This window comes from Bradyrhizobium sp. USDA 4452, from assembly GCF_054063575.1.
In genome coordinates, this window is the sequence record NZ_JBSSGK010000001.1 from 2,289,259 (window position 1) to 2,312,862 (window position 23,604).

At 65.4% G+C, this 23,604-nt stretch carries 20 protein-coding genes; 12 read left to right on the forward strand and 8 right to left on the reverse strand.

Annotated features, from left to right (window positions below; translation table 11 throughout):
• Window positions 1-1,119, reverse strand: coding sequence for an A/G-specific adenine glycosylase (mutY, locus tag ACVISU_RS10955; RefSeq protein WP_050403960.1), 1,119 nt, complete (start codon window positions 1,117-1,119; stop codon window positions 1-3).
• A gap of 135 nt (window positions 1,120-1,254) precedes the next feature.
• Between mutY and ACVISU_RS10960 the strand changes: the two genes are divergently transcribed.
• From ACVISU_RS10960 to ACVISU_RS10995, 8 genes are all read left to right on the forward strand, one after another.
• Window positions 1,255-1,734, forward strand: a complete 480-nt coding sequence (locus tag ACVISU_RS10960; RefSeq protein ID WP_456706960.1) for a DUF721 domain-containing protein — start codon at window positions 1,255-1,257, stop codon at window positions 1,732-1,734.
• 122 nt (window positions 1,735-1,856) lie between these two features.
• Window positions 1,857-2,513 (forward strand): DsbA family protein, encoded by a 657-nt coding sequence (locus ACVISU_RS10965; protein WP_050403998.1) that lies wholly within the window; start codon window positions 1,857-1,859, stop codon window positions 2,511-2,513.
• Between the two features lie 346 nt (window positions 2,514-2,859).
• Window positions 2,860-6,324 (forward strand): chromosome segregation protein SMC, encoded by a 3,465-nt coding sequence (gene smc, locus ACVISU_RS10970; RefSeq protein WP_456706961.1) that lies wholly within the window; start codon window positions 2,860-2,862, stop codon window positions 6,322-6,324.
• A 125-nt stretch (window positions 6,325-6,449) separates the two neighbouring features.
• Complete coding sequence (locus ACVISU_RS10975) at window positions 6,450-7,445, forward strand: small ribosomal subunit Rsm22 family protein (RefSeq protein ID WP_050403962.1); 996 nt, start codon at window positions 6,450-6,452, stop codon at window positions 7,443-7,445.
• Window positions 7,446-7,659: 214 nt separating this feature from the next.
• The gene (locus tag ACVISU_RS10980) at window positions 7,660-8,220 is read left to right on the forward strand and encodes a LemA family protein (protein WP_050403963.1); all 561 of its coding nucleotides are present in this window, start codon (window positions 7,660-7,662) and stop codon (window positions 8,218-8,220) included.
• Between the two features lie 35 nt (window positions 8,221-8,255).
• The gene (locus ACVISU_RS10985; protein ID WP_456706962.1) at window positions 8,256-9,497 is read left to right on the forward strand and encodes a M48 family metallopeptidase; all 1,242 of its coding nucleotides are present in this window, start codon (window positions 8,256-8,258) and stop codon (window positions 9,495-9,497) included.
• Window positions 9,498-9,661: 164 nt separating this feature from the next.
• Entirely contained in the window at window positions 9,662-10,405 is a 744-nt protein-coding gene (locus tag ACVISU_RS10990; RefSeq protein WP_050403965.1) for a P-loop NTPase family protein, read from the forward strand.
• A gap of 106 nt (window positions 10,406-10,511) precedes the next feature.
• Window positions 10,512-11,180: a hypothetical protein gene (locus ACVISU_RS10995; protein ID WP_456706963.1), complete on the forward strand. Its 669-nt coding sequence runs from the start codon at window positions 10,512-10,514 to the stop codon at window positions 11,178-11,180.
• 158 nt (window positions 11,181-11,338) lie between these two features.
• On the opposite strand, the gene ACVISU_RS11000 is transcribed toward ACVISU_RS10995, so the two are convergent.
• Together ACVISU_RS11000 and ACVISU_RS11005 are read right to left on the reverse strand one after the other, a co-directional pair.
• Window positions 11,339-11,878, reverse strand: coding sequence for an adenine phosphoribosyltransferase (locus ACVISU_RS11000; RefSeq protein WP_018273383.1), 540 nt, complete (start codon window positions 11,876-11,878; stop codon window positions 11,339-11,341).
• A gap of 114 nt (window positions 11,879-11,992) precedes the next feature.
• On the reverse strand, window positions 11,993-14,158 hold the full coding sequence (locus ACVISU_RS11005) for an anthranilate synthase component I (protein WP_456706964.1): 2,166 nt from the start codon (window positions 14,156-14,158) through the stop codon (window positions 11,993-11,995).
• Window positions 14,159-14,488: 330 nt separating this feature from the next.
• Here ACVISU_RS11005 and ACVISU_RS11010 point away from each other — a divergent pair, with 330 nt between their 5' ends.
• Window positions 14,489-15,487 carry a VOC family protein gene (locus ACVISU_RS11010; RefSeq protein WP_456706965.1) on the forward strand — a complete coding sequence of 333 codons (999 nt, stop codon included), beginning with the start codon at window positions 14,489-14,491 and terminating at the stop codon, window positions 15,485-15,487.
• A gap of 56 nt (window positions 15,488-15,543) precedes the next feature.
• Here the strand turns inward: ACVISU_RS11010 and ACVISU_RS11015 are convergent, their stop codons facing one another.
• Together ACVISU_RS11015 and ACVISU_RS11020 are read right to left on the reverse strand one after the other, a co-directional pair.
• Window positions 15,544-16,608 (reverse strand): glutathione S-transferase family protein, encoded by a 1,065-nt coding sequence (locus tag ACVISU_RS11015; protein WP_456706966.1) that lies wholly within the window; start codon window positions 16,606-16,608, stop codon window positions 15,544-15,546.
• A 37-nt stretch (window positions 16,609-16,645) separates the two neighbouring features.
• A complete protein-coding gene (locus tag ACVISU_RS11020) occupies window positions 16,646-17,425 on the reverse strand; it encodes an SDR family oxidoreductase (protein WP_456706967.1) in 780 nt (259 codons plus the stop codon).
• 130 nt (window positions 17,426-17,555) lie between these two features.
• Here ACVISU_RS11020 and ACVISU_RS11025 point away from each other — a divergent pair, with 130 nt between their 5' ends.
• On the forward strand, window positions 17,556-18,458 hold the full coding sequence (locus ACVISU_RS11025; RefSeq protein ID WP_456706968.1) for a LysR family transcriptional regulator: 903 nt from the start codon (window positions 17,556-17,558) through the stop codon (window positions 18,456-18,458).
• 160 nt (window positions 18,459-18,618) lie between these two features.
• On the opposite strand, the gene ACVISU_RS11030 is transcribed toward ACVISU_RS11025, so the two are convergent.
• The 3 genes from ACVISU_RS11030 to petA all read right to left on the reverse strand — a co-directional run bounded on the left by ACVISU_RS11030 (window position 18,619) and on the right by petA (window position 22,175).
• Entirely contained in the window at window positions 18,619-19,293 is a 675-nt protein-coding gene (locus tag ACVISU_RS11030; RefSeq protein WP_050403970.1) for a dienelactone hydrolase family protein, read from the reverse strand.
• Window positions 19,294-19,496: 203 nt separating this feature from the next.
• Entirely contained in the window at window positions 19,497-21,572 is a 2,076-nt protein-coding gene (locus tag ACVISU_RS11035; RefSeq protein WP_050403971.1) for a cytochrome c1, read from the reverse strand.
• A gap of 72 nt (window positions 21,573-21,644) precedes the next feature.
• On the reverse strand, window positions 21,645-22,175 hold the full coding sequence (gene petA, locus ACVISU_RS11040; protein ID WP_050403972.1) for a ubiquinol-cytochrome c reductase iron-sulfur subunit: 531 nt from the start codon (window positions 22,173-22,175) through the stop codon (window positions 21,645-21,647).
• Window positions 22,176-22,453: 278 nt separating this feature from the next.
• On the opposite strand from petA, the gene ACVISU_RS11045 reads away from it, so the two are divergent.
• Together ACVISU_RS11045 and queE are read left to right on the forward strand one after the other, a co-directional pair.
• Window positions 22,454-22,933, forward strand: a complete 480-nt coding sequence (locus ACVISU_RS11045) for a tRNA (cytidine(34)-2'-O)-methyltransferase (RefSeq protein ID WP_050403973.1) — start codon at window positions 22,454-22,456, stop codon at window positions 22,931-22,933.
• Between the two features lie 10 nt (window positions 22,934-22,943).
• Complete coding sequence (gene queE, locus ACVISU_RS11050; RefSeq protein WP_456706969.1) at window positions 22,944-23,576, forward strand: 7-carboxy-7-deazaguanine synthase; 633 nt, start codon at window positions 22,944-22,946, stop codon at window positions 23,574-23,576.
• Window positions 23,577-23,604: the final 28 nt, after the last annotated feature.

A 23,604-nucleotide genomic window follows, 5' to 3' on the forward strand; every position in this document is an offset into this window, starting at 1 on the left:
TCAGAAGTCCAGTCCGTGCGCGACGACCTTGCGCATCACGTTGGGAAACGCCTCGCCGTCCAGCGTCGCCACCGGCACCCAGCGCATCCCCTCCGGCGCGCGGGTCCGCGGCGGCACGCTGGCCGTATAGACAACGAGCTCCAGCGGAAAGTGCGTGAACACATGGGCGACGACGCCGGTCTTGCGATGCCAGCGCGCGACGCCCTTGAGCTGCGGCGCCTGCGCCAGCGCGGCGGCATCCGCCTGCCCGGCCAGCCACTCCGATCCCGGCACTTCGGTCATGCCGCCGAGCAGGCCTCTTTCAGGACGCGAACGCACCAGCAGCTCGCTGCCCCGTGTCACGACGAAAGCGGCGCCGCGGCGGAGCGCGCCGGTCTTCTTCGGCGCCTTGCGCGGAAATGTCTCCTGATCGGCGCGGATGCGGGCCGCGCAATCGTCATTCAGCGGACACAATGCGCAAGCCGGCTTCTTCGGCGTGCAGATCGTGGCGCCGAGGTCCATCAGCGCCTGAGCACTATCGCCGGCGCGAGCGTTCTCGTCGCCGGCACGGGACGGGCCGAGCAATGTCGCAGCCATCTGCTTGATCAGCGGCTTGGCTTGCGGCAGCGGCTCCTCGATGGCGTAGAGCCGGCTGACCACGCGCTCGATATTGCCGTCGACCGGCATGGTACGGCGGTCGAACGCGATCGCGGCGATCGCCGCCGCGGTGTAGGGGCCGATGCCGGGCAGCGCGCGCAGGCCCCCCTCGGTGTCCGGAAAGGCCCCGCCATGGTCGCTCAGCACCGCAACCGCGCAGGCATGCAGGTTGCGCGCCCGCGAATAATAGCCGAGCCCGGCCCACATCCGGAGCACGTCATCGAGCGAGGCCCGGCCGAGCGCGGTCACATCGGGCCAACGCGCCACGAATTTCTCGAAATACGGCCCGACCGCCCTGACCGTGGTCTGCTGCAGCATGATCTCGGACAACCACACGCGGTACGGATCGGCCCGCTCCCCCGCCTCGGCACGCCACGGCAGCCGCCGGCGATGCCGGTCATACCAGGCGAGCAGCCGCGCCGGGCGGCTGGCTTGCTGGTCGGTCCGATTGGTTTTGGCGGCCGCGCGAGAGCTCATGGACATATCTTAAGGCACATCCCGCGACGGTATGCCGGGCTTGACCCGGGCATCCACGCCTTTCTTGTCCTGGGATGGAAGCGCGACCACATTGATGAACACGGTTTCGGCCCCATCGCTACCGCTGCTATAGTCCCGCCCATGTCCAAACCCGGCCCGATCAGCGCAAAGCCCCTGTCGATCCTGCTCAGCGATGTCTTCACCGACGCCTATGCCAAGCAGGGCTTTGCCGCGCGCGAACTGGTGACGCGGTGGACCGAGATCGCGGGCGAGCGGATCGCGGCCTATTGCGAGCCGATGAAGATCCAGTGGCCCCGGCCGGTAGAGGGGCAGCCGCAGGAGCCGGCGACCTTGGTGCTGCGGGTCGAGGGGCCGATGGCGCTGGAGATCCAGCACTCCTCCGACGTCATCCTGGAGCGGGTGAACCGATTCTTCGGCTGGCACGCGGTCGGCCGCCTGACGATCCGGCAGGCGCCGCTGACACGCCGCAGCCGCCCGGCCCGGCCGCGCCCGCCGGACGCCAAAGCGCTGGCCCGGGAGGCGGCCAATCTTGCGGCCGTCGAAGACGACGATCTGCGCGCGGCGCTGGCCCGGCTGGGTGCCTCGATCAAGCGAAATTGACGCTTTTCGCAGGCTCCGCCGCAAGACCCCGGCATTGCCACAATGGTCGTTTCAAGCTAGCGAAGGCTTCTTTTCGGGACCCCCTTCATTCTGGCGTGAACGCGCCAATCCGGGAGCTGACCTTGATCATCACGCGCCGCGCTTTCACCACCGCTCTCTCGCTGACCGGGCTTGCCGCCCTCGCCGGGCTGTCGCCGCTGCGCCTGATCACGGACGCGTTCGCGCAGACCGCCGCCGAGGTCGCCAAGCCGCAGTCGCTGCCGGACATGGGGCTCGGTCCCCAGGACGCCAAGGTGACGATCATCGAATACGCCTCGATGACCTGCCCGCATTGCGCCAATTTCAACGAGACCGTGTTCCCGAAGATCAAGTCGACCTATATCGACTCGGGCAAGGTCCGCTACGTGTTCCGCGAATTCCCGCTCGACATCAAGGCCGCCGCCGGCTCGATGCTGGCGCGCTGCATCGCCAAGGACGACGCACCGAAATTCTTCGCCGTGATCGACCTGCTGTTCCGCCAGCAGAACGACTGGGTGGTCAAGAACACAACCGAGACGCTGACGCGGATCGGCAAGCAGGCCGGCCTCAGCCAGCAGCAGGTCGAGGACTGCCTGAAGGATCAGACGCTGCTCGACAAGATCGCCGCAGACCAGAAATACGCCAACGACGTGCTGAAGGTGAACTCGACGCCGACCTTCTTCGTCAACGGCGAGATGCTGAAGGGCGAGACCTCGTTCGAGGAGTTCAGCAAGCACATCGATCCGCTGCTGAAGAGCTGATCGCACGCGGGTGAACTCGACGCCGTCGTACCCGCGTTCGAGTCGCGGCACGATAATTGTGGATGATTTGCGATCACGGTGTGCCGCCTTCGCATAATTTGGTTGTTGAAAACCCGATTCGCGCGATGCGAGTCTTCAAGGCCATGCAGAGGTCGCAAAACCCCTGCAAATCCCTTGCAAATCCCTTGGGAAAAGCTTGGTCAAGCGGTTGCCCTGACGCACGCGCATCGCCATTGTCGCCGCTCATGAGAGCTGCACGCAGCTATTCACCCCAGACACCGACATTGCCATCCATGGTATTGTCACGGCAGGGAGATTCGCGCCCGGCCAAGCGAGATTTGTGTACATGAAGCTCACGCGCCTCCGCCTGCACGGTTTCAAGTCGTTCGTTGAACCCACCGATTTCATGATCGAGCCGGGCCTGACCGGCGTTGTTGGACCGAACGGCTGCGGCAAATCCAATTTGGTCGAAGCGCTGCGCTGGGCGATGGGCGAGACCTCGCACAAGTCGCTGCGCGCCGCCGACATGGATGCGGTGATCTTCGCCGGTTCCGGCAACCGTCCGGCGCGCAACCACGCCGAAGTCGTGATGACGATCGACAATTCCGATCGCTCCGCGCCGGCCGCAATGAATGACAGCCAGATCCTCGAAATCTCCCGCCGCATCGAGCGCGAGGCCGGCTCGGTCTACCGTATCAACGGCCGCGACGTGCGCGCCCGCGACGTGCAGATCCTGTTCGCCGATGCCGCCACCGGCGCGCGTTCGCCGGCGCTGGTTCACCAGGGCAAGATCGGCGAGATCATCCAGGCCAAGCCGGAGCAGCGCCGCCGCGTACTGGAAGACGCCGCCGGCGTCGCCGGCCTGCACGCACGCCGCCACGAGGCGGAACTGCGGCTGAAGGCGGCCGAAACCAACCTCACCCGCGTCGAGGACGTGATCGGCCAGCTCACTGGCCAGATGGAAGGCCTGAAGAAGCAGGCGCGCCAGGCGATCCGCTACCGCGAGGTCGCGGCCAAGGTGCGCAAGTCCGAAGCCATGCTGTTCCATCTGCGCTGGATCGGGGCCAACGCCGACGTCAACGACGCCGCGCAGACCCATGATCTCGCCGTGCGCGAGATGGCCGAGCGCACCCAGCATCAGGCGGAAGCCGCGCGTATCCAGGCGATCCGCGCCACCGAACTGCCGGCGCTGCGCGATGCCGAGGCGCGCGCCGCCGCGGGCCTGCAGCGCCTGACCAACGCCCGCGAGATGCTCGACCGTGAGGAGCAGCGCGCCAAGGAGCGGGTCGGCGAACTCGATCGCCGCCTGACCCAGTTTGCCCAGGACATCGCGCGCGAGCAGCAGCAGACCTCGGATGCCGACATCGCGCTGCAGCGGCTCGACACCGAAGACGCCGAGCTGAAGGAAGAGATCAAGTCGCGCGTCGAGAAGCGCTCCGGCGTTGACGAGCGTGTCTCCGAGGCCGAGGAGATCCTGGCCGCGACCGAGCGCCAGTTCTCGGAGCTGACCACGCAGCTCGCCGATCTCACCGCCAAGCGCAACCAGCTCGAGGCCGGCGTGCGCACCCATCGCGACCGGCTGGCGCGGCTCGATCAGGAAATCGCCAACGTCCAGGCCGAGGAAACCAAGCTCGCGCAGGAGACCGGCAATCTCGGCGACATCGACGCGCTCGCCGCTGCCATGGAGATGGCACAGCAGACGCTCGCCGAATCCGAGGCGGCCGTGCAGGAGAGCGAAGCCCATCACGCCGCCGCACGGCAGACACTGGAGTCCTCCCGCAATCCGCTCGCCGAGGCCGAGAAGCGCGTGCAGCGGCTGGAGACCGAAGCCCGCACCATCTCCAAGCTTGTCACCAGCGAGACCAAGAATCTGTGGCCGCCGATCATCGACGGCATCACGGTCGCCAAGGGCTATGAAAAGGCGATCGGCGCCGTGCTCGGCGACGACCTCGATGCACCGGTGGATTCCTCCGCGCCGATGCGCTGGACCAATGTCGGTGAACTTTCGGGCGATCCGTCGCTGCCTGACGGCGTCGAGCGGCTGGCCGATCACGTCCAGGCACCGCCGGAACTGGCGCGCCGCCTGGCCCAGATCGGCGTGGTGGCCAAGGAACGCGGCGCTGAGCTGGTGTCGCAGCTGAAGACCGGCCAGCGGCTGGTGTCGCTCGAAGGCGACGTCTGGCGCTGGGACGGTTTTGTCGCCGACGCCCATGCCCCGACCGGCGCAGCGCGCCGCCTCGCCGAGCGCGCCCGCCTGGTCGATATCGAGCATGAGCTGGAGCAGGCCCGCATCGATGCCGCCGCCAAGCGCCAGGCGCTGGAGACGGCTGAGGAAGAGCTGCACTCTGCGTCCGCCGCCGAGAGCGCCTCGCGCGAAGCCGTGCGCGCCGCCCGCCGCGAGGCCGACGCCGCGCGCGAGCGCCATGCCGCGATGGAGCGCGAGATCAACCGTCACGCGGCGCGCAGGTCGGCGCTGACCGAGGCGCACAGCCGCGTCGCCGCCGACCGCGCCGAGGCCGAAGCGGCCCACGAGAACGCTGTTGCCGCGCTGTCCGAACTGCCACCTGGTGTCGAGACCGAGGCCCAGCTCGCCGCGGTTCGCGCCGAGATCGACAACCAGCGCCGTGCCGCGGCGCAAGTTCGCGCCGAGGCGCAGGCGCTGGCCCGCGAGGCCGAACTCGCCGACCGCCGCGTCCAGGCGATCGTCGCCGAGCGCAATGAGTGGCAGAACCGCAAGACCAGCGCCGCTTCGCAGGTCGAGACCGTCGAGGCCCGCATCGCCGAGGTGTCGGCCGAGCGCGAGGAACTCGCAAACGCGCCGGAGGTGTTCGCCGAGAAGCGCAGCGCACTGATCACGGAGATCGAGCACGCCGAGGGCGATCGCCGCATCGCCGCCGACGCGCTCGCGACCGCGGAAGCCGCGATGGCGGAAACCGACCGCGTCGCCAAGGCGACCCTCGAAGCCCTCTCCTATTCCCGTGAGGCAACCGCGCGCGCCGAGGAGCGCATGGAAGGCACCCGTCGCCGCCTCGCCGACATCGAGCGCGAGATCCACGACATGCTCGAGGTCGAGCCGAGCGCGGTCGTGGGCCTCGCCGAGATCGAGCCCGGCCAGGAGCTGCCGCCAGTCACACAGGTCGAGGAAGAGCTCGAGAAGCTGCGCCGCGACCGCGAGCGGCTCGGCGCCGTCAACCTGCGCGCCGAGGAAGAACTCAAGGAAGTCGAGACCCAGCACACTGCGCTGACCACCGAACGCGACGACCTGGTCGAGGCGATCAAGCGGCTGCGGCAGGGCATCCAGAGCCTCAACCGCGAAGCGCGCGAGCGCCTCTTGACCTCGTTCGAGACCGTCAACAACCATTTCAAGCGGCTGTTCACCGAGCTGTTCGGCGGCGGCGAAGCCGCGCTGCATCTGATCGAGAGCGACGATCCGCTCGAGGCAGGCCTCGAGATCATCGCCAAGCCGCCCGGCAAAAAGCCGCAAACACTGTCGCTGCTGTCAGGCGGTGAGCAGGCGCTGACCGCCCTCTCCCTGATCTTCGCGGTGTTCCTCACCAACCCGTCGCCGATCTGCGTGCTGGACGAAGTCGACGCGCCGCTCGACGACCACAACGTCGAACGGTTCTGCACCCTTCTGCACGAAATGACCGGCTCGACCGACACGCGCTTCATCATCATCACGCACAACCCGATCACGATGGCGCGGATGAACCGGCTGTTCGGCGTCACCATGGCCGAGCGCGGCGTGTCGCAGCTGGTGTCGGTCGACCTGCAGGGCGCGGTCGACATCCTCGACCAGAACGTGGCGTAAGGGGCTGACGCTCGCGCACCCGCTTCCGCTCCGTCATTGCGAGCGCAGCGAAGCAATCCATGTCTCGGCAAGCGGCGCGATGGATTGCTTCGCTTCGCTCGCAATGACATGCGATAGTGCGTCGCATGACCTCTCCCGATCTTCCCGCCGAACTGCGCGCGGCGCTCAACAGCCACCTCGAAGGCCTATCGCGCAGCGACGCCGCCGGCCGCGCGGCGGTGATCTCGCGGACTTATCGCGAAGGCGGCAACTCCGCGACGATCAGGACCGAGACCGATGCGCTGGCCTACGCGCTGGCGCGGATGCCGGCGACCTATGCGGCCGTGATGGCGAGCCTGAATGCGCTGACGGAGATCAGGCCGGACTTCGCGCCGGCGAGCCTGCTCGATGTCGGCGCCGGTCCGGGAACCGCGACCTGGGCCGCCGCTGAGACGTTCACCTCTCTGCAAGGCTTCACCCTGCTCGACGCCAACGCCGCGTTGCGAACGCTCGCCGAAGGGCTGTTTCACGGCAGCATCCGCCTGCACGACACTAGTTATCAACTCGGCCAGGCCCACGCCCTGATCGACAAGGCCAACCCCGCCGACCTCGTCGTCGCCAGCTACATGATCGGCGAACTTGGTGACGCCGAACGCGCGGCACTGACCGATGCCATGTGGTCCAAGGCGCGCGACACGCTGCTGGTCGTCGAACCCGGCACGCCGGCGGGCTATGCGCGGATCATCGCGCTCCGCGCACGCTTGATCGCCGCCGGCGCGCATGTAGTTGCCCCTTGCCCGCATGACGGCGCCTGCCCGCTGGTCGCGCCGGACTGGTGTCATTTCTCGCAGCGCCTGCAACGCTCGCGCGCACACAAGCAGGTCAAGGGCGCCGACGCCCCGTTCGAGGACGAGCGCTTCGCCTATGTCGCGCTGAGCCGCGCGCGCGTTGAGAACCGGCCACCGCGCGTGCTGGCGCAGCCGGATGTCGGCAAGGTCGAGGTTGCGGCCAAGCTCTGCACGGTCGATGGCGTCGTTGTCACAAAAGTGCCCCGGCGCGCCAAGGCCGAATACGCCCGCGCCCGCAAATGGCGCTGGGGCGATGCGGTAATTGGTCGTCCCGGCGAAGGCCGAGACCCATAACCACCGAAATGCGTCGTTGAAGCGAGCTGGGGCCCAACGAATTCTCACTGCACATAGCGGTGGCAATGGGTCCCCTTCGCCGGGACGACGAATATGTTGAACCGGTCTCGGCCGATCTACGACCAACCCATGCCCACCTCTTCGCGGCGGGCTGCCCTGCGCCCCGATCTTGGGCTACGGTGCCGCCGTCTCGTCCATCAGGAGCTGCCCTGTCATGTCGACCAGCTGGATCGTTATCGGCGTCATCGTCCTTCTCGTGCTGTTTGCGTTCAGCGCCTACAACCGCCTCGTCGCGCTCGGCCAGCGGGTCAGCCAGGCGTTTGCCGACATCGATGTGCAGCTCAAGCAGCGCCACGACCTGATCCCGAACCTGGTCGAGACCGTGAAGGGCTATGCCGCGCATGAGCGCGGCACGCTCGACGACGTCATCAAGGCACGCAACTCGGCGATCTCGGCACAGGGACCGGCCCAGGTCTCGGCGGCTGAGAACCAGCTCTCCGGTGCGCTCGGCCGGCTGATCGCGCTGTCGGAGGCCTACCCGGACCTCAAGGCCAACGCCAATTTCCAGCAGCTCGCATCGGAACTTTCCGATCTCGAGAACAAGATCGCCGCCAGCCGCCGCTTCTTCAACAACGCGGTCCAGGAATACAACACCGGCATCCAGCAGATGCCGGCCGCGCTGTTCGCCGGCATGTTCGGCTTCACCCGCAAGGATTTCTTCGACCTCGGCGCCAGCCGCACGGAGGTCGAGGCGGCACCGAGCGTGAAGTTCTAAAGGCGCAACGCGCGCCGGCGGGAGGCTGCTCCGTCATGGCCGCCTATGGTCTCTACACGCATATCGCATCGAACAAGTTTCGTTCGATGCTGCTGCTCGCCGGCCTGTTCCTGCTGATCTACGTGCTGGTCTATGCCGGCGCGCTGGTCGCGGAGGTGATGACCGATGGCGGCCGCACGGCCGACTACTATCTGACCCATGCCGCGCGCGATCTGGCCTCGGCCTTCCCATGGGCGACGATCGCTGCACTGGCCTGGATCGTGATCGCCTATTTCTTCCACCAGAAGGTGATCGACGCCGTCACCGGCGGCGAAAGCGTGACGCGCCAGCAGCAACCGCGGCTCTACAATCTCCTGGAAAACCTCTGCATCTCGCGCGGCATCCCGATGCCGAAGCTGAAGGTGATGGACAGCCTGGCGCTGAACGCGTTCGCGACCGGACTGAACCCGCGGCAGTACGCCATCACGGTCACCAACGGACTTCTGAGAGCGCTGAACGACCAGGAGATCGAGGCTGTGCTCGGCCACGAGCTCACCCATATCAAGAACGGCGACGTGCAACTGATGGTGGTCGCGGTGATCATCGCCGGCGTGGTCGGCTTCTTCGGCGAATTGTTCTTTCGCCTGTTCACAAATCTGTCGTGGAGCGGCGGCAGCGGAGGTGGCGGGTCGTCCTCGTCATCCTCCCGATCGTCGTCGTCCTCCTCGGACCGCGACAGCAAGGGTTCGGGCGGCGGCGCGATCATCGTCATCATCATCGCGGTCGCATTGATCATGCTGGCCTGGCTGCTGTCACAGGTGGTCAAGCTCGCGCTGTCGCGGTCGCGCGAATTCCTCGCCGATGCCGGCTCGGTCGAGCTGACCAAGAATCCCGATGCGATGATCTCGGCGCTGCGCAAGATCGAGAACCGCGGCGAGTTGCCGGGCGCCACCTCGGCGGTGATGGAACTCTGCGTCGACAATCCGCGCGAGGGCTTTGCCGACCTGTTCGCGACCCATCCGTCGGTGAAGTCCCGGGTCGATGCCCTGGTGAAATATGCCGGCGGCCACGACCCCGGACCGCTGGGGCTGCCGGATGACACGGAGCCGCAGGACCAGCCGCCCACGGCAGGCGACCAGCCCCCGCCGGTGACCCATGGCCCGTGGGGTGACACGCCGCCGGCACAACCGAACAATCCGCCGCCGCTGCCCGGCACTGCCCCCAGGCAGGGACCGTTTGGTCCGCTCCAGGGACCGCTCCAAGGCCCACTTCAAGGTCCTTGGGGCCCGCACCGCTGATCGTGCCCTAGGTCACTCAGTCCATTAAGGAAATCCCCACCAAAGCCAATGTGGGCGCGTTAAGGAATTGAATTCTCCCTCGTTTCTGCCATGTTCGCGCCCAAAGCAGTGTGGGGACTTGCCGATCGCCATCGCGGTCGGGAGCGCGCTTTCAAGGGATTTCCATGGCAAAGCCGGTTGTGATCGTGGTGGGCGCCGACAAGGGCGGGGTCGGCAAGACCACCGTCTCGCGGACGCTCCTGGACTATTTCAGCGCCAACAACGTGCAGACCCGGGCGTTCGACACCGAATCGCCGCGCGGCACGCTGAAGCGCTTCCATCCCGAGATCACCGAGATCGTCGACATGACGACGACCGCGGACCAGATGAAGATCTTCGATACGCTGAACTCGGGCCCGGCGGTCACCGTGATCGACGTCCGCGCCGGCCTGCTGTCGCCGGCGCTGGCCTCGCTGCGCGACATCGGCTTCCTCGACGCCGCGCGCTCCGGCCAGATCACCTTCGCCGTGTTCCACATCCTCGGCCCGTCGATCGCCTCGCTGGATGAGATCGCCGAGACCGCCAACTTCATGGGCGGCGCGAAATATTTCCTGGTCAAGAACTTCATCAACGACACCCAGTTCTTCCAGTGGGACCAGGCGACCTATAATTCCTACTTCCACCGCATCAAGGATGCCGTCGACCTGACCATCCCGAAGCTCAACGAAATGGCCTATGAGCAGGTCGAGGTCTCCTCGGTTCCGTTCCTGAAATTCGTCGCCAACAAGGGCATCAACGACGACGCAGCGAATTACTCCTTCGTGCTGCGCGGCTATGTCCGGCACTGGCTCGCCAATGTCTGGAGCGAGTACGACCGGATCAAGCTCACCGACCTGGTCGGCGCCAAGGCGGCCAAGGGCGAAAAATAGTCGCGCGCGAAGGCAGTGAAAAGCTCGCCCCCGGCAGCGAAAAAAGTCGCGCCCGAGGCGGCGATGGGGCTGGATTGGGCGAAAATTTGGCCTGATATAGCGGGCGATGTCGTCCACGCCCGTTTACATCATCTGCTCGCCCCGCCCGCAGGTCGGCAAGACGCTGATCGCACGGCTGCTCGGCGAATTCCTGCTGCTCAAGAACGGCGACGTGGTCTGCTACGACATCAACCTGAAGGAGCCGTCGCTGCTCGACTATCTGCCGCGGATCACGGAAACCGCCGACGTGATCGACACCTACGGCAAGATGCAGCTGATGGACCGTGTCATCGTCAATGACGGCATCGCCAAGGTGATCGACCTCGGCTACCACGCCTTCGATGAATTCTTCAAAATGTGCGACCAGATCGGGCTGATGAAGGAGGCACTGCGCCGCCGCGTCTCGCCTGTCATCCTGTATGTCGCCGATACCGACCGCGCCTCGGTGCACGGCTACCAGACGCTGGCCGGCATGATCCCGCCGAACGCGCTCATCGTCATCGACAACGAGTTCGTGGTGCGCGGCGAACTGCCGCCGGTCATGACCGCCAGCCGGGTGCTGCGCTTCCGCGCGCTGCCGGTGTTCCTGAAGACCTATATCGACCGGCTGAGCTTCTCCTTCACCGGCTATCTGCGGCAGGAGAAGGATTCATCGACCGAGCTGCATCAGTGGATCCGGAAGAACTACACCACGTTCCGCGATCTCGAGCTGAGCATACTGCTGCAGCGGGGATAGCTCTGCTCCCTCGCCCCGCTCTTGCGGGGAGCGGGTCGGGGTGAAGAGCCGGCTCCGCAGCCTCAATCAGCATTGGAGCGCCCGGAGCCTCCCCCTCTCCCGGATCGCATTCCATGCGATCCGGCCTCTCCCCGTAAGCTGGGCGAGGCAAGAGAAGTTCAGTGCCCTTCGAATGCCATCAGCGTGCGCACCGGCACGTCCATCGCGCGCAGCTTGGCCGCGCCACCAAGATCGGGCAGGTCGACGATGAAGCAGGCGGCGACCACGTTGGCGCCGATCTGGCGCAGCAGCTTCACCGCGCCCTCCGCGGTGCCGCCGGTGGCGATCAGATCGTCGACCAGGATCACGCGCTCGCCGGGCTGCACGGCGTCGGCGTGCATCTCCATCTCGTCGATGCCATATTCCAGCGAATAGGCGATCCGCACCGTGGTGTGCGGCAGCTTGCCCTTCTTGCGGATCGGCACGAAGCCAGCCGAGAGCTGATGCGCCACCGCGCCGCCGAGGATGAAGCCGCGGGCCTCGATGCCGGCGACCTTGTCGACCTTCGCTCCCGCCCAGGGGTGCACCAGCTCATCGACGGCACGGCGGAAGGCTCTCGCATCCGCGAGCAAGGTCGTGATGTCGCGAAACAGGATGCCCTTCTTCGGATAGTCCGGGATGGTACGAACGGTCGCCTTGATGTCGTGGTCGAAGGTCATTTGATCTCTCGCTTTCACCGCATCGTCATTGCGAAGAGCGCAAGCGACGAAGCAATCCACCTCTCCGCGGAGGAGAAATGGATTGCTTCGCTGCGCTCGCAATGACGGTCCAAATCAATTCGTCCCCGGATCAAGCCGGAATGCATTCTCGACAATGCGCAGGCCGACCTCGTTGCCGAGCGACATCAGCGATTCCGGGTGGAATTGCACGCCGCCGACCGGCAGGGTCTTGTGCTCGATCACCATCGCGACGCCGTCTTCGGTGGTCGCGGTCACCGCCAGCACCTCGGGCACGCTGTCGCGCTCGACATAGAGCGAGTGGTAGCGACCGATCACGATCTCATTGGGCAGATTGTGCATCAAGCGCCCGCCGCGGACCAGGACGCGCGAGGGGCGGCCATGCGCGGGCTGGCCGAGCTGACCGAGCTGCCCGCCGAAATATTCGCCGATCGCCTGCACGCCGAGACAGACGCCGAAGATCGGCAGCTTCTTCTCCAGCGCGGTGTCGATGGTCTTCGCGATGCCGAAATCCTCCGGACGGCCCGGACCGGGCGACAGCACCAGCAAGTCCCAACCGCGCTGCTTCAGCATGTCCTGGGCATGGATATGCCGGACCACGGTGACGTTGGCGCCGACCTGGCGGAAGTAGTCGGCCAGCATGTGCACGAAACTGTCGTCGTGATCGATCAGCAGCACGTTCTTGCCGGAGCCGGTGGCGTCGGGCGCGAAATCCGACAGCGGCTTCGGCGGATCGCCGCGCAGCGCCTGGAACAGCGCTGCCGCCTTGACCTGGCACTCGCGGTCCTCGGCCGCCGGATCCGAGTCGAACAGACAGGTTGCACCGACGCGCACCTCGGCGAGGGCATCCTTCATGCGGATGGTGCGGATGGTGAGGCCGGTGTTGATGCTGCCGTCGAAATTGACGCAGCCGATCGCGCCGGCGTACCAGCGCCGCGGCGAGCGCTCGTGATCCTCGACGAACTGCATCGCCCATAATTTCGGCGCGCCGGTCACGGTCACCGCCCAGGCATGGGTCAGGAAGGCGTCGAGCGAATCGAAGCCTGGCCGCAGCATGCCCTCGACGTGATCGACGGTGTGGAACAGCTTCGAGTAGGTCTCGATCTGCCGCCGCGCCAGCACCTTGATGGTGCCGGGCACGCAAACACGCGCCTTGTCGTTGCGATCGACGTCGGTGCACATGTTGAGCTCGAACTCGTCCTTCTCCGAGTTCAGCAGCTTGCGGATCTGCTCGGCATCGCCGATCGAGTCAGAGCCGCGCGCGATGGTGCCCGAGATCGGGCAGGTTTCGACGCGGCGGCCGTCGGAGCGCACGAACATTTCGGGCGAGGCCGAGACCAGGAATTCGCCGTCACCGAGATTCATCAACGCGCCATAGGGCGACGGATTGATGCGGCAGAGCCGCTGGAACACTTCCGCCGGCGAACGCTCGCAGGGCTCGGCAAACAGCTGCCCGGGCACCGCCTCGAACAGATCGCCGCGGGCGAACGCCGCGCGGGCGACTTCGACGGTCGCTTGGTATTCACCCGGGGCGTGATCGGCAAAACCTTGCCGCCCCGTCTTGGCGTAGACGCTCGGCGCGGTCTCGTGCGACTGGCCCGCGGTGGATTTGCCCTTCCAGGAAAATTCGTAGCTCAGCGCCACGCCGCGGCCGGTGGCGCGGTCATAGGCCAGCAGCCGGTCCGGCACGTAGAGCACGATGTCGCGCTGGTCGGCCTCGCGGGCGCGCTTCTGCACCAGGTCCTCGATCTGGAACACGAGGTCGTAGGCGAAGGCGCCGAACAGGCCGAGCAGCGGATCGGCATTGGAGGTGAACGCCGCCACCATGTCGCGCACCAGCGACATCACGCTGGCGCGGCGGGTGCGCTGGTCTTCCTCGACCGGCGCCGCACCGCGGATGATGTGGCCGGCGAGCCGCGTGGCGCTCCGCTCCGAGATCACGACGCAGGGCTCGCGCAACACGTCGCCGAGGAAAGCGATCAGGACCTCGCCGCGCGGGTTCAGCGCCTGCAACGAGAAATCGGTGCCTGAGGTCTCCAGCACCAGCGGCGGATCGGCAAAGCCGAGGTCAAAGCTCTCGTAGCGGCCCGGCACCGTCGTGCCCGAGGACAGCACCACGCCGCGGCGGCGGTCCAGCAGCGCGATCAGATCGTCGAGACGATTGGCGCCGCCGGTGAACTGCTCGACCACGCGCGCGACCGCAAGGCCGCCATTGGTGAGGTATTCGCTTTTGGCCGGCAGGGAGAAGACTGTCCTGTTCATGTGATCCTCTTACGAGACTTGGGAAGAGAGCGCCACACAGGACAAACGAAGGAGACCGTCGCACTGCGATGGCGACCTTCGACGTTTTTGGGAAATGAAACGCACCGGCCACCTATGAGAAGGTGGGCCACCAACGACGGGATGGACTGGCAACGGTGCTCATGGCCGTTACACACCACCCGCCGCGCGCCGTGTCAAGGGACGGCCCGACACCCCTGCCCCGAGGTGGGACGCCACTTTCGGGGTTTGAAGGCACTGGAATCCGCGTAGGATTTGTCGAAATGGCGGCCGATCGGCCGCCCAAAAAACAGACAGATGGCGGAGGCGCAGATGGCGATTTTGGGTCTCGGATATGCCGGCTTCGGCTCCGACGCGCTCGACGAGTGGCGGCAGTTCGGCACCGGCCTGGTCGGACTGCAGGCGGTCGAGCGCGGCAACTCGCTGCTCGCCTTCCGGATGGACGACCGCAAGCAGCGCATCGTGATCGACCGCGCCCAGGGCGAAGGCACAAGGTTCTTCGGCTGGGAGGTGGCGGATGCCGCAGCGCTGGACGCGCTGGCGGTACGGCTCGAGCAGGCCGGCATGCCTGTCACCACCGAGCCGCAGGGGCTCGCCGACGCGCGGCGGGTCCGCGAACTGATCTCGTTCCAGGACCCGGCCGGCAACCGCCTGGAGGCGTTCCACGGCCCCGAGATCGACGACACGCCGTTCCGGCCGGGGCGCTCGATCTCCGGCTTTCGCACCGGCGCGCTCGGGCTCGGCCACGCAGTGCTGACCGTCGAGAACATCGCACCCGTGATGAGCTTCTATGTCGACGTGCTGGGCTTCGGCCTCAGCGACTTCATCGAAAAGCCGTTCCGCGCCTATTTCTTCCACGTCAATGCCCGCCACCACTCACTCGCGCTGATCGAGACCGGCACGAACGGCATGCACCATCTGATGGTGGAGCTGTTCTCGCTGGACGATGTCGGTCAGGCCTACGACATCGCGATGAAGGAAGACCGGGTCAACGTCACGCTCGGCCGTCACACCAACGACCTGATGACGTCGTTCTACGCAAAATCGCCGTCGGCCTTCATGGTCGAGTGCGGCTGGGGCGGCCGCGAGATCGACCCTGCGAACTGGACGCCGTTCGAAATGTACGACGGCCCGAGCCTGTGGGGCCACGAGCGGGTCTGGCTGTCGCCGCAGGATCGGGCGGTCGCGCGCGAGATGCGGATGCGCGCCGCGGCCGAGGGCAAGCGCGCACCCGTGCAGGTGATCGAAGGCAATTTCAAGCTGATGTCGGGCACCTGCCCGTGGTGGGACGGGGTCAGGGCGGAGAGTTGAAGCGCAGCCCGGATGAAGCGCAGCGCACTCCGGGACGGCCTTCTGATCGGAGAGAACTACTCGAGCGCCGCCGACGTGCGATCCGGACAATCAGGCGGTAGACCGGGATGCGCGCCAACCGGCGAAGCCGGTGTGCCGCGCCTAACCAGGCTCTCGCGTCCGTGCGGTGCCATGAAATCAAGCAGAGGGCCGACGGGGACGATTCCGGTAGGATTGATCGAGCGGTGGCTCTGGTAATAATGCCGCCGGATATGCTCGAAATTCACGGTCGAGGCAATGCCGGGCCATTGATAGATGTCGCGCGCATAGCCCGACAGGTTGGGATAGTCGGCGATGCGGCGGATGTTGCACTTGAAATGCCCGACATAGACCGCGTCGAAGCGGATCAGTGTCGTGAACAGGCGGATATCGGCTTCGGTGAGGCTGTCGCCTAGCAAAAACCTGCGGTCGGCAAGCCGCTGCTCTAGCCAATCGAGCGTGTCGAACAGCGGGACGACGGCCTCCTCGTAAGCTTGCTGCGTCGTCGCGAAGCCGGCCTTGTAGACTCCGTTGTTCAGCGTGTCATAGATACGGGCGTTGACCCCATCGATCTCCGCACGCAGCCCTTCCGGATAATAGTCGCCGGACTTCGCACCGATCGCATCGAAGGCCGAGTTCAGCATACGGATGATCTCGGACGATTCGTTACTGACGATCGTGCGCGCATGCTTGTCCCAGAGCACCGGAACAGTGACGCGACCGGTATAGTGTGGATCGGCTCCACTGTAGATCTGATGCAGGAACCGTGCACGGAAGACACTATCCGGGATGACGCCCGGGCCGTCCGCGAAGGTCCAGCCGTTCTCAAGCATCAGCCAATGCACCACCGAGACGGAGATCATGTCCTCGACCCCCTTGAGCGCGCGCATGATCAGCGTGCGATGCGCCCAAGGGCAGGCGAGGCTGACGTAGAGATGGTAGCGGCCGGCTTCCGCCTCGAAGCCGCCGCGACCGCTTGGGCCGGCGCTGCCATCGGCCGTGATCCAGTTGCGGAACGCTGCGTCCTTGCGTACGAAGCGACCGCGCGTTGCGGCGGTGTCGTACCAGGCGTCGCGCCATTGGCCTTCGACCAGAAGTCCCATGTCAGCCTCCTCATTGCCCTGCGTGGTCGAGTCCTGCTCAGGTGCGGGTGATGGAAAGGCCACCGTCGATCAGGGATGCGGTGCCGGTGACGAAGCTCGAGTCGTCGGATGCCAAATAGAGGACCGATCGCGCGACTTCTTCTGATCGGCCGACCCGCTTCAACGCATGAAGATTGGTGACGAAGGCCGCCTTGTCTGGGGTGTCGTTCATCTCGCGATACATGTCGGTATCGACCGCGCCCGGCAGGATCGCGTTGACCCGAACATTCTGCGGGCCAAACTCGGCAGCCAGCGTCTGCGTCAGTCCGATCAGGCCCGACTTGCTCGCGGCATAGGCGGCGACGCCGGGAAATGACGAGCTGTGGCCGACGAAGGTGGAGGTGAAGATCACCGAGCCGCCGCCATGCTTGACCATCTCGGCGATCTGATGCTTCGCCCCGAGGAACGAGCCGGTGAGATTGATGGCGATGGCATCGTTCCAGCCGGCCTCGGAAACGCCAGTCGAGGGGCCGCCTTCGCCCAGCGTGCCGGCATTGTTGAAGGCGATGTCGAGCCTGCCAAATGTCTTGACGGCGAGCGCTACGAGGGCCTGGGCGTAGGCTTCGTTGCGCACATCCCCGGCCAGCGCCACCGCTGTGCCGCCGGTCGCCTTGATCTCGTCCACGAGGCTCGCAAGTTCGGATTCCCGCCGCGCGCCGACGACGACCTTGGCGCCTTCGGCCGCGAACAGCTTGGCCGTGGCCCGGCCGATGCCGGAGCTCGCGCCGGTGATGATCGCGACCTTGTTCTGAAGACGTCCTGTTTGCTGTTGGGCCATGTCCCTTTCTCCTTTTCGGGGCCGCGTCAATCGCGGCCGGGTGATTCTTAGGTAAACCCGTCGCGAAATTGAAAGAAGGCACGAAAACTGGCTATATTGTTCAGCTTTTATGAATGGTGCGAGGTGAGACATGGACCGATTGCGGGCTTTCGAGGTTTTCGCGGCTGTTGTCGGCCAAGGCAGCTTCACCCGCGCCGCGGACAAGCTCGACACCTCCCCCGCGAATGTCACCCGATACGTCAACGAACTGGAGGGGTCGCTCGGCGCCCGTTTGCTCAACCGCACATCGCGGCGGCTGTCGCTGACCGAGACCGGAAGGATGCTGCACGAACGGGCGCTCGCCATCCTCGAGGACGTGGCCGAAGCCGAAGCAATCGCCTCTACCGCCGCGATGCAGCCGCGCGGACGGCTGCGGGTCAACGCGCCATTGAGTTTCGGCATTCTTCATCTGGCACCGCTCTGGCCGCGCTTCTGCGCGCGCTATCCGGACATCGAATTGGACGTCAGTCTGGTCGATCGGGTCGTCGATCTCGTCGAAGAGGGCTACGATCTGGCAATCCGCATCTCGCGTGGCGGGTCACCGGCGCTTGTCAGCCGCAAGCTCGCGACCGCGCGCCACCTGATTTGCGCATCTCCCGACTATCTCGCACGACACGGCGCGCCGACGAGACCCGAGGATCTCAAGGAACATGCCTGCATTGCCTATGTCTATTCGGATTCAGTTGACGATTGGCGACTGCTGGACAATGCGGGCAAGGAGCATTCCGTCGCGGTGCGTCAGATCATGCGCACCAACAACGGTGACACCGCCCGCGCAGCAGCCTTGGCCGGCCTTGGCATTGTCCGACAGCCGACATTCCTGATCGGACAGGATTTGCGCCGGAAACGGCTGGTGCCACTGTTGACCGGCTACCACATGGCCGAAACCGATGTACTGGCAGTCTATCCCAGCCGCCGCCACCTCAGCGCCAAGGTTCGCGTAATGATCGATTTTCTGGCCGAAGCATTTCGCGGCACGCCACCGTGGGAATAGGGGCAGTCGCTATGAGCTCTCGGTCGTCTCAGCGAAAGCGGGCCTCCATAACCACAGGGTGCGGTTGTTTGGCGAGATGACTGCCAGCGTGCCATGGCCGCAGCCGTGGCGTATGGGTCCCTGCTTTCGCAGGGACCAGAATGGTGACCGCGAGCGCCGCCTAACCCAGATGCTTCCTGAAGAACTCCGTCGCGCGGTCCCAGGCGAGCTCCGCACACTGCCGGTCGTGCACCGAGAGGCGCTGCTCGTTGCCGAAGCCGTGCTCGGCGTCGTAGCGGTACAGCTCCAGCGATTTGCCGGCGGCCTTCATCGCTTTTTCAAAACCATCGACCAGTTCCGGCGTGCACCAGTCATCCTTGGTGGCAAAATGGCCCTGCAGCGGAATCCGGACGTCCGCGGGCTTGGCCGCCTGCTCCGGCGGAATGCCGTAGAACACCACGCCGGCCGTCAGCTCCGGGATCTTGGTGGCGCCGATGATGGTCACCGCGCCACCGAGGCAGAAACCGGTCAGGCCGACCTTGGCGCCGTTCTTGGCGAGATATTGCGCGGCGCCGCGCACGGTCTGCGTGGTGGCGTCCATGAAGTCGAGCGAGTTCATCTCTTTGCCGGCCGCGTCGGTGTCGTGATACGGCACCACCTTGCCCTTGTAGAGATCGGGCGCCAGCGCATCGAAACCGGCCCGCGCGAAGCGGTCGCACATGCCCTTGATCTGGTCCTGCAGCCCCCACCATTCCTGGATCACGACGACCCCGGGTGCGTTGCCGCGCGCGGCATTGGCGAGATAGCCCGACGCTTCCTTGCCGTCCGGACGCTTGAAGTTGATGGTGGTACCCATGAGTTCCTCCGCAATGTTTGCCGGCTGATTGGCCGGCATTTTGTCCGTACTCGGTGGCGGACGCAATCAATTAGCCGTCATTGCGAGCGCAGCGAAGCAATCCATATCTCCGCACAAGGACGGGTGGATTGCTTCGTAGCGCTCGCAATGACGACAACAAAAAAGCCCCCGAAGGGGCTTTTTCCAACTCGCGACGATCGAGCTCAGTGAGCGTCGGCCCAGACCTTGCGCTTGGTGAAGTACATCAGGATGGCGAACACCACCAGGAAGAAGAACACCTGCATGCCGATCCGCTTGCGCGCTTCCATGTGCGGCTCGGCGGCCCACATCAGGAAGGTGGTGACGTCATGCGCGTACTGCTTGACGGTCGCGGGCGAGCCGTCGTCGAAGGTCACCTGGCCGTCGGACAGCGGCTTCGGCATCTTGATGGCGTGGCCGGGGAAGTACTTGTTGTAGTAGGTCCCCTCCGGAACGGTCACGCCCGCCGGCGGCTTGTCCTCAAAGCCCTGCAGGATGGCGTCGACATAGTCCGGGCCCTGCTCCTGGTATTGGGTGAAGAAGTCGAACACGAACTGCGGGAAGCCGCGCTTGTAGGAGCGCGCCTTCGCCATCAGCGACAGGTCCGGGGGCGCCTTGCCGCCGTTGGCCGCGGCTGCGGCCTGCTCGTTCGGGAACGGTGCCGGGAAATAATCCGCGGTGCGGCCCGGACGCTCGAACATCTCACCCTGGTCGTTCGGACCGTCCTTGATCTTGTACTCGGACGCGAACGCGGCTGCCTGCGCCTCCGAATAGCCGGGACCACCGGGATCGGCGAGATTGCGGAACGCGACGTAGTTCAGGCTGTGGCAGGCCGAGCAGACTTCCTTGTAGACCTTCAGGCCGCGCTGCAGCGAGCCGCGGTCATACTTGCCGAAAGGGCCGGAAAACGACCACTTCTGGGCCGGCGGCGCATCGCCGCCCTCCTCCGCCTTGGCGCTCTGGATGCTGCCGGCGAACACGAGCCCGCCTGCAACCATGATTGCAATCATGGTCGAGACCATCGGCTGCGGACGGCCCTTGCTCTTCGCCAGCACGTCGTCAGCGATCGAGTTCGGCACCGGGCGCGGCGTCTCGATGCGGGCGAGCAGCGGCAGCACGATCAGGAAGTAGGCGAAGTAGCACACCGTCAGTATCCGGCCGGCGATCACATAGATGCCTTCCGGCGGCTGCGAGCCGAGATAGCCGAGCAGGATACAGACCACCACGAAAATCCAGAAGAACTGCTTGGCCAGCGGACGATACTTCGACGACCGGGTCCGCGCGCTGTCGAGCCAGGGCAGGAAGCACAGGATGATGATCGCCGAGAACATCGCCACGACGCCGGCGAGCTTGTTCGGGATCGAGCGCAGGATCGCGTAGAACGGCAGGTAGTACCATTCAGGCACGATGTGCGCCGGGGTCACGCCCGGGTTCGCCGGGATGTAGTTGTCGGCGTCGCCGAGGTAGTTCGGCATGTAGAAGATGAACCAGGCGAAGAAGATCAGGAAGCACGACACACCGAAGGCGTCCTTGATCGTCGCATACGGCGTGAACGGCACGGTGTCCTTCTCGGTCTTGGCCTCGACGCCGGCCGGGTTGTTCTGACCCGCGACGTGCAGCGCCCAGACGTGCAGCACGACCACGCCGGCGATCACGAACGGCAGCAGATAGTGCAGCGAGAAGAAGCGGTTCAAGGTCGGGTTGCCGACCGAATAGCCGCCCCACAGCAGGGTCACGATGCTCTCGCCGAAATACGGCACGGCCGAGAACAGATTGGTGATGACGGTAGCGCCCCAGAAGCTCATCTGGCCCCACGGCAGCACGTAGCCCATGAAGCCGGTCGCCATCATCAGGAGGTAGATGATGACGCCGAGGATCCACAGCACCTCGCGCGGCTCCTTGTACGACCCGTAATAGAGACCGCGGAACATGTGGATGTAGACGGCGAAGAAGAACATCGACGCGCCGCAGGCATGCATGTTGCGCAGCAGCCAGCCGTAATTGACGTCGCGGACGATCAGTTCGACCGACTTGAAGGCGAGATCGGCGTGCGGCGTGTAGTGCATCGCCAGGATCACGCCGGTCAGGATCTGCAGCGCCAGCATCATCGAAAGGATGGCGCCGAAGGTCCACCAGTAGTTCAGGTTGCGCGGCGTCGGGTAGGCCACGAACGAGGAGTGGATCAGGCCGAAGATCGGAAGGCGCCGTTCGATCCACTTCAAGGCGGGGTTGCTCGGTTGAAAATCAGATGGTCCGCTCATTGATGCGATCCTGAAGAAGAAAAACGACGCGATGGGTCCAAGGGGAAGCCGAAATCCCGTGATGTCCGGGACTTAGCCGATCTGGATTTTGGTGTCGGTAAGGAAGGCGTAGGGCGGCACCGCCAGGTTGGCGGGCGCCGGCCCCTGGCGGATACGACCGGAGGAGTCGTACTGGGAGCCGTGGCAGGGGCAGAAGAAGCCGTCGTAGTTGCCCTCATGGGCGATCGGGATACAGCCAAGATGGGTGCAGATGCCGATCACGACCAGCCACTGGTCGTGGCCTGCCTTGACGCGGGCCGAGTCGGGCTGCGGATCGGGCAGGCTCGAGAGCGCCACGCTCTGGGCCTCCTGGATCTGCTTCTTGGTGCGGTGGCTGATGTAGATCGGCTTGCCGCGCCAGAACACCTTGATGTCCTGGCCTTCGGCGATTGGCGCCAGGTCGACCTGGATCGGCGCGCCGGCCGCGATCGTCGCGGCATCCGGGTTCATCTGGGCAACCAGCGGCCAGACGGTGGCGGCTGCGCCGACCACGGCGGCAGCTCCGGTTGCAACAAAGAGAAAATCACGGCGTGTCGGATGGTCCGCCGAAGACGCTGTCGTCACGATTCCTAGCCCTTTCTTTTCTGCAGCCGGTGGAACCGCCCCGGAGACGCTGGGAAGCGCCCCAAGAAAGGCTGCCGGCGCCCGCGGCCCCCGCGGCGGCAGAAAACCACTATTCCCCACCCCAAATGGCGGAACAGCAGTCCAGAATCGTTCTATTGGCACCCTTGCCGGACGAGCGCAAGCCCGCTATCGGCTCGCACACGTGCAATGCACGAAATCCGCGCCGAGCGATGTTTTATTGAGACAATTTCATCCGGATTTCACGGGTCGTCCGCACCATGCAGATCGCGCTGTTCCAGCCCGACATCCCCCAGAATACAGGGACGATTCTGCGCCTGTGCGCCTGCCTTGACGTGTCAGCCCATATCATCGAACCGGCGGGATTCGACACTTCGGACCGGAATTTCCGCAGGGCGGGTATGGACTATCTCGACCATGTGCGGTTGAAGCGTCACGACTCATGGTCGAAATTCGAGGAATGGCGGGCCGAGGCCGGATGCCGGCTGGTCCTGTTCACGACCAAGGCGGCGAAATCCTATCTTGATTTCGCGTATACGGCCTCCGATGTCCTGCTGTTCGGGCGCGAAACGGCAGGGGTGACCGACGCGGTGGTGGCCGCCGCGGACGCGCGGCTGGTGATTCCGATCAGGCCGAGTTTGCGCTCGCTCAATGTGGCGGTCACCGCGGCCATGGCGGTCGGTGAGGCGCTGCGGCAGACAGGATTTGCCGGCTCAGGACTTGCCGGTTCTGCAACTTGAGGGATTTTTGGTGAGCTACGCGGTCAAGGAGATCTTTCTCACCCTGCAGGGCGAAGGCGCCCATGCGGGCCGGGCCTCCGTGTTCTGCCGGTTCGCCGGATGCAACCTCTGGAGCGGTCGCGAGCAGGACCGCGCTGGCGCGGTCTGCCGGTTCTGCGACACCGATTTCGTCGGCACCGATGGCACGCTCGGCGGCCGCTATGCGACCGCCGACAAGCTGGCCGGCACCATTGCCGCGCAATGGACCGGGGGCGAGGCCGATCGCTACGTGGTGCTAACCGGCGGCGAGCCGCTGCTCCAGGTCGATACGGCCCTGATCGCGGCGCTGCACGGCCACGGCTTTGCGATCGCGATCGAGACCAACGGAACCATCGCCACGCCCGACGGGCTCGACTGGATCTGCGTCAGCCCCAAGGCCGCGTCCGAGCTCGTGGTGCGCAAGGGGCACGAGCTCAAGCTGGTCTATCCACAACCGGAGAACGCGCCGGAGGATTTTGCGGGGCTCGCCTTCGAGCGCTTCTCGCTGCAGCCGATGGACGGCCCCGACCTGATCGCGAACACCGAGCTTGCGATCGCATACTGCCTGAAGCACCCGCAATGGCGGCTCAGCGTGCAGACGCACAAGACGCTCGGCATTAGATGAACCCTACCTGAGCAGAACTGGATTGTTG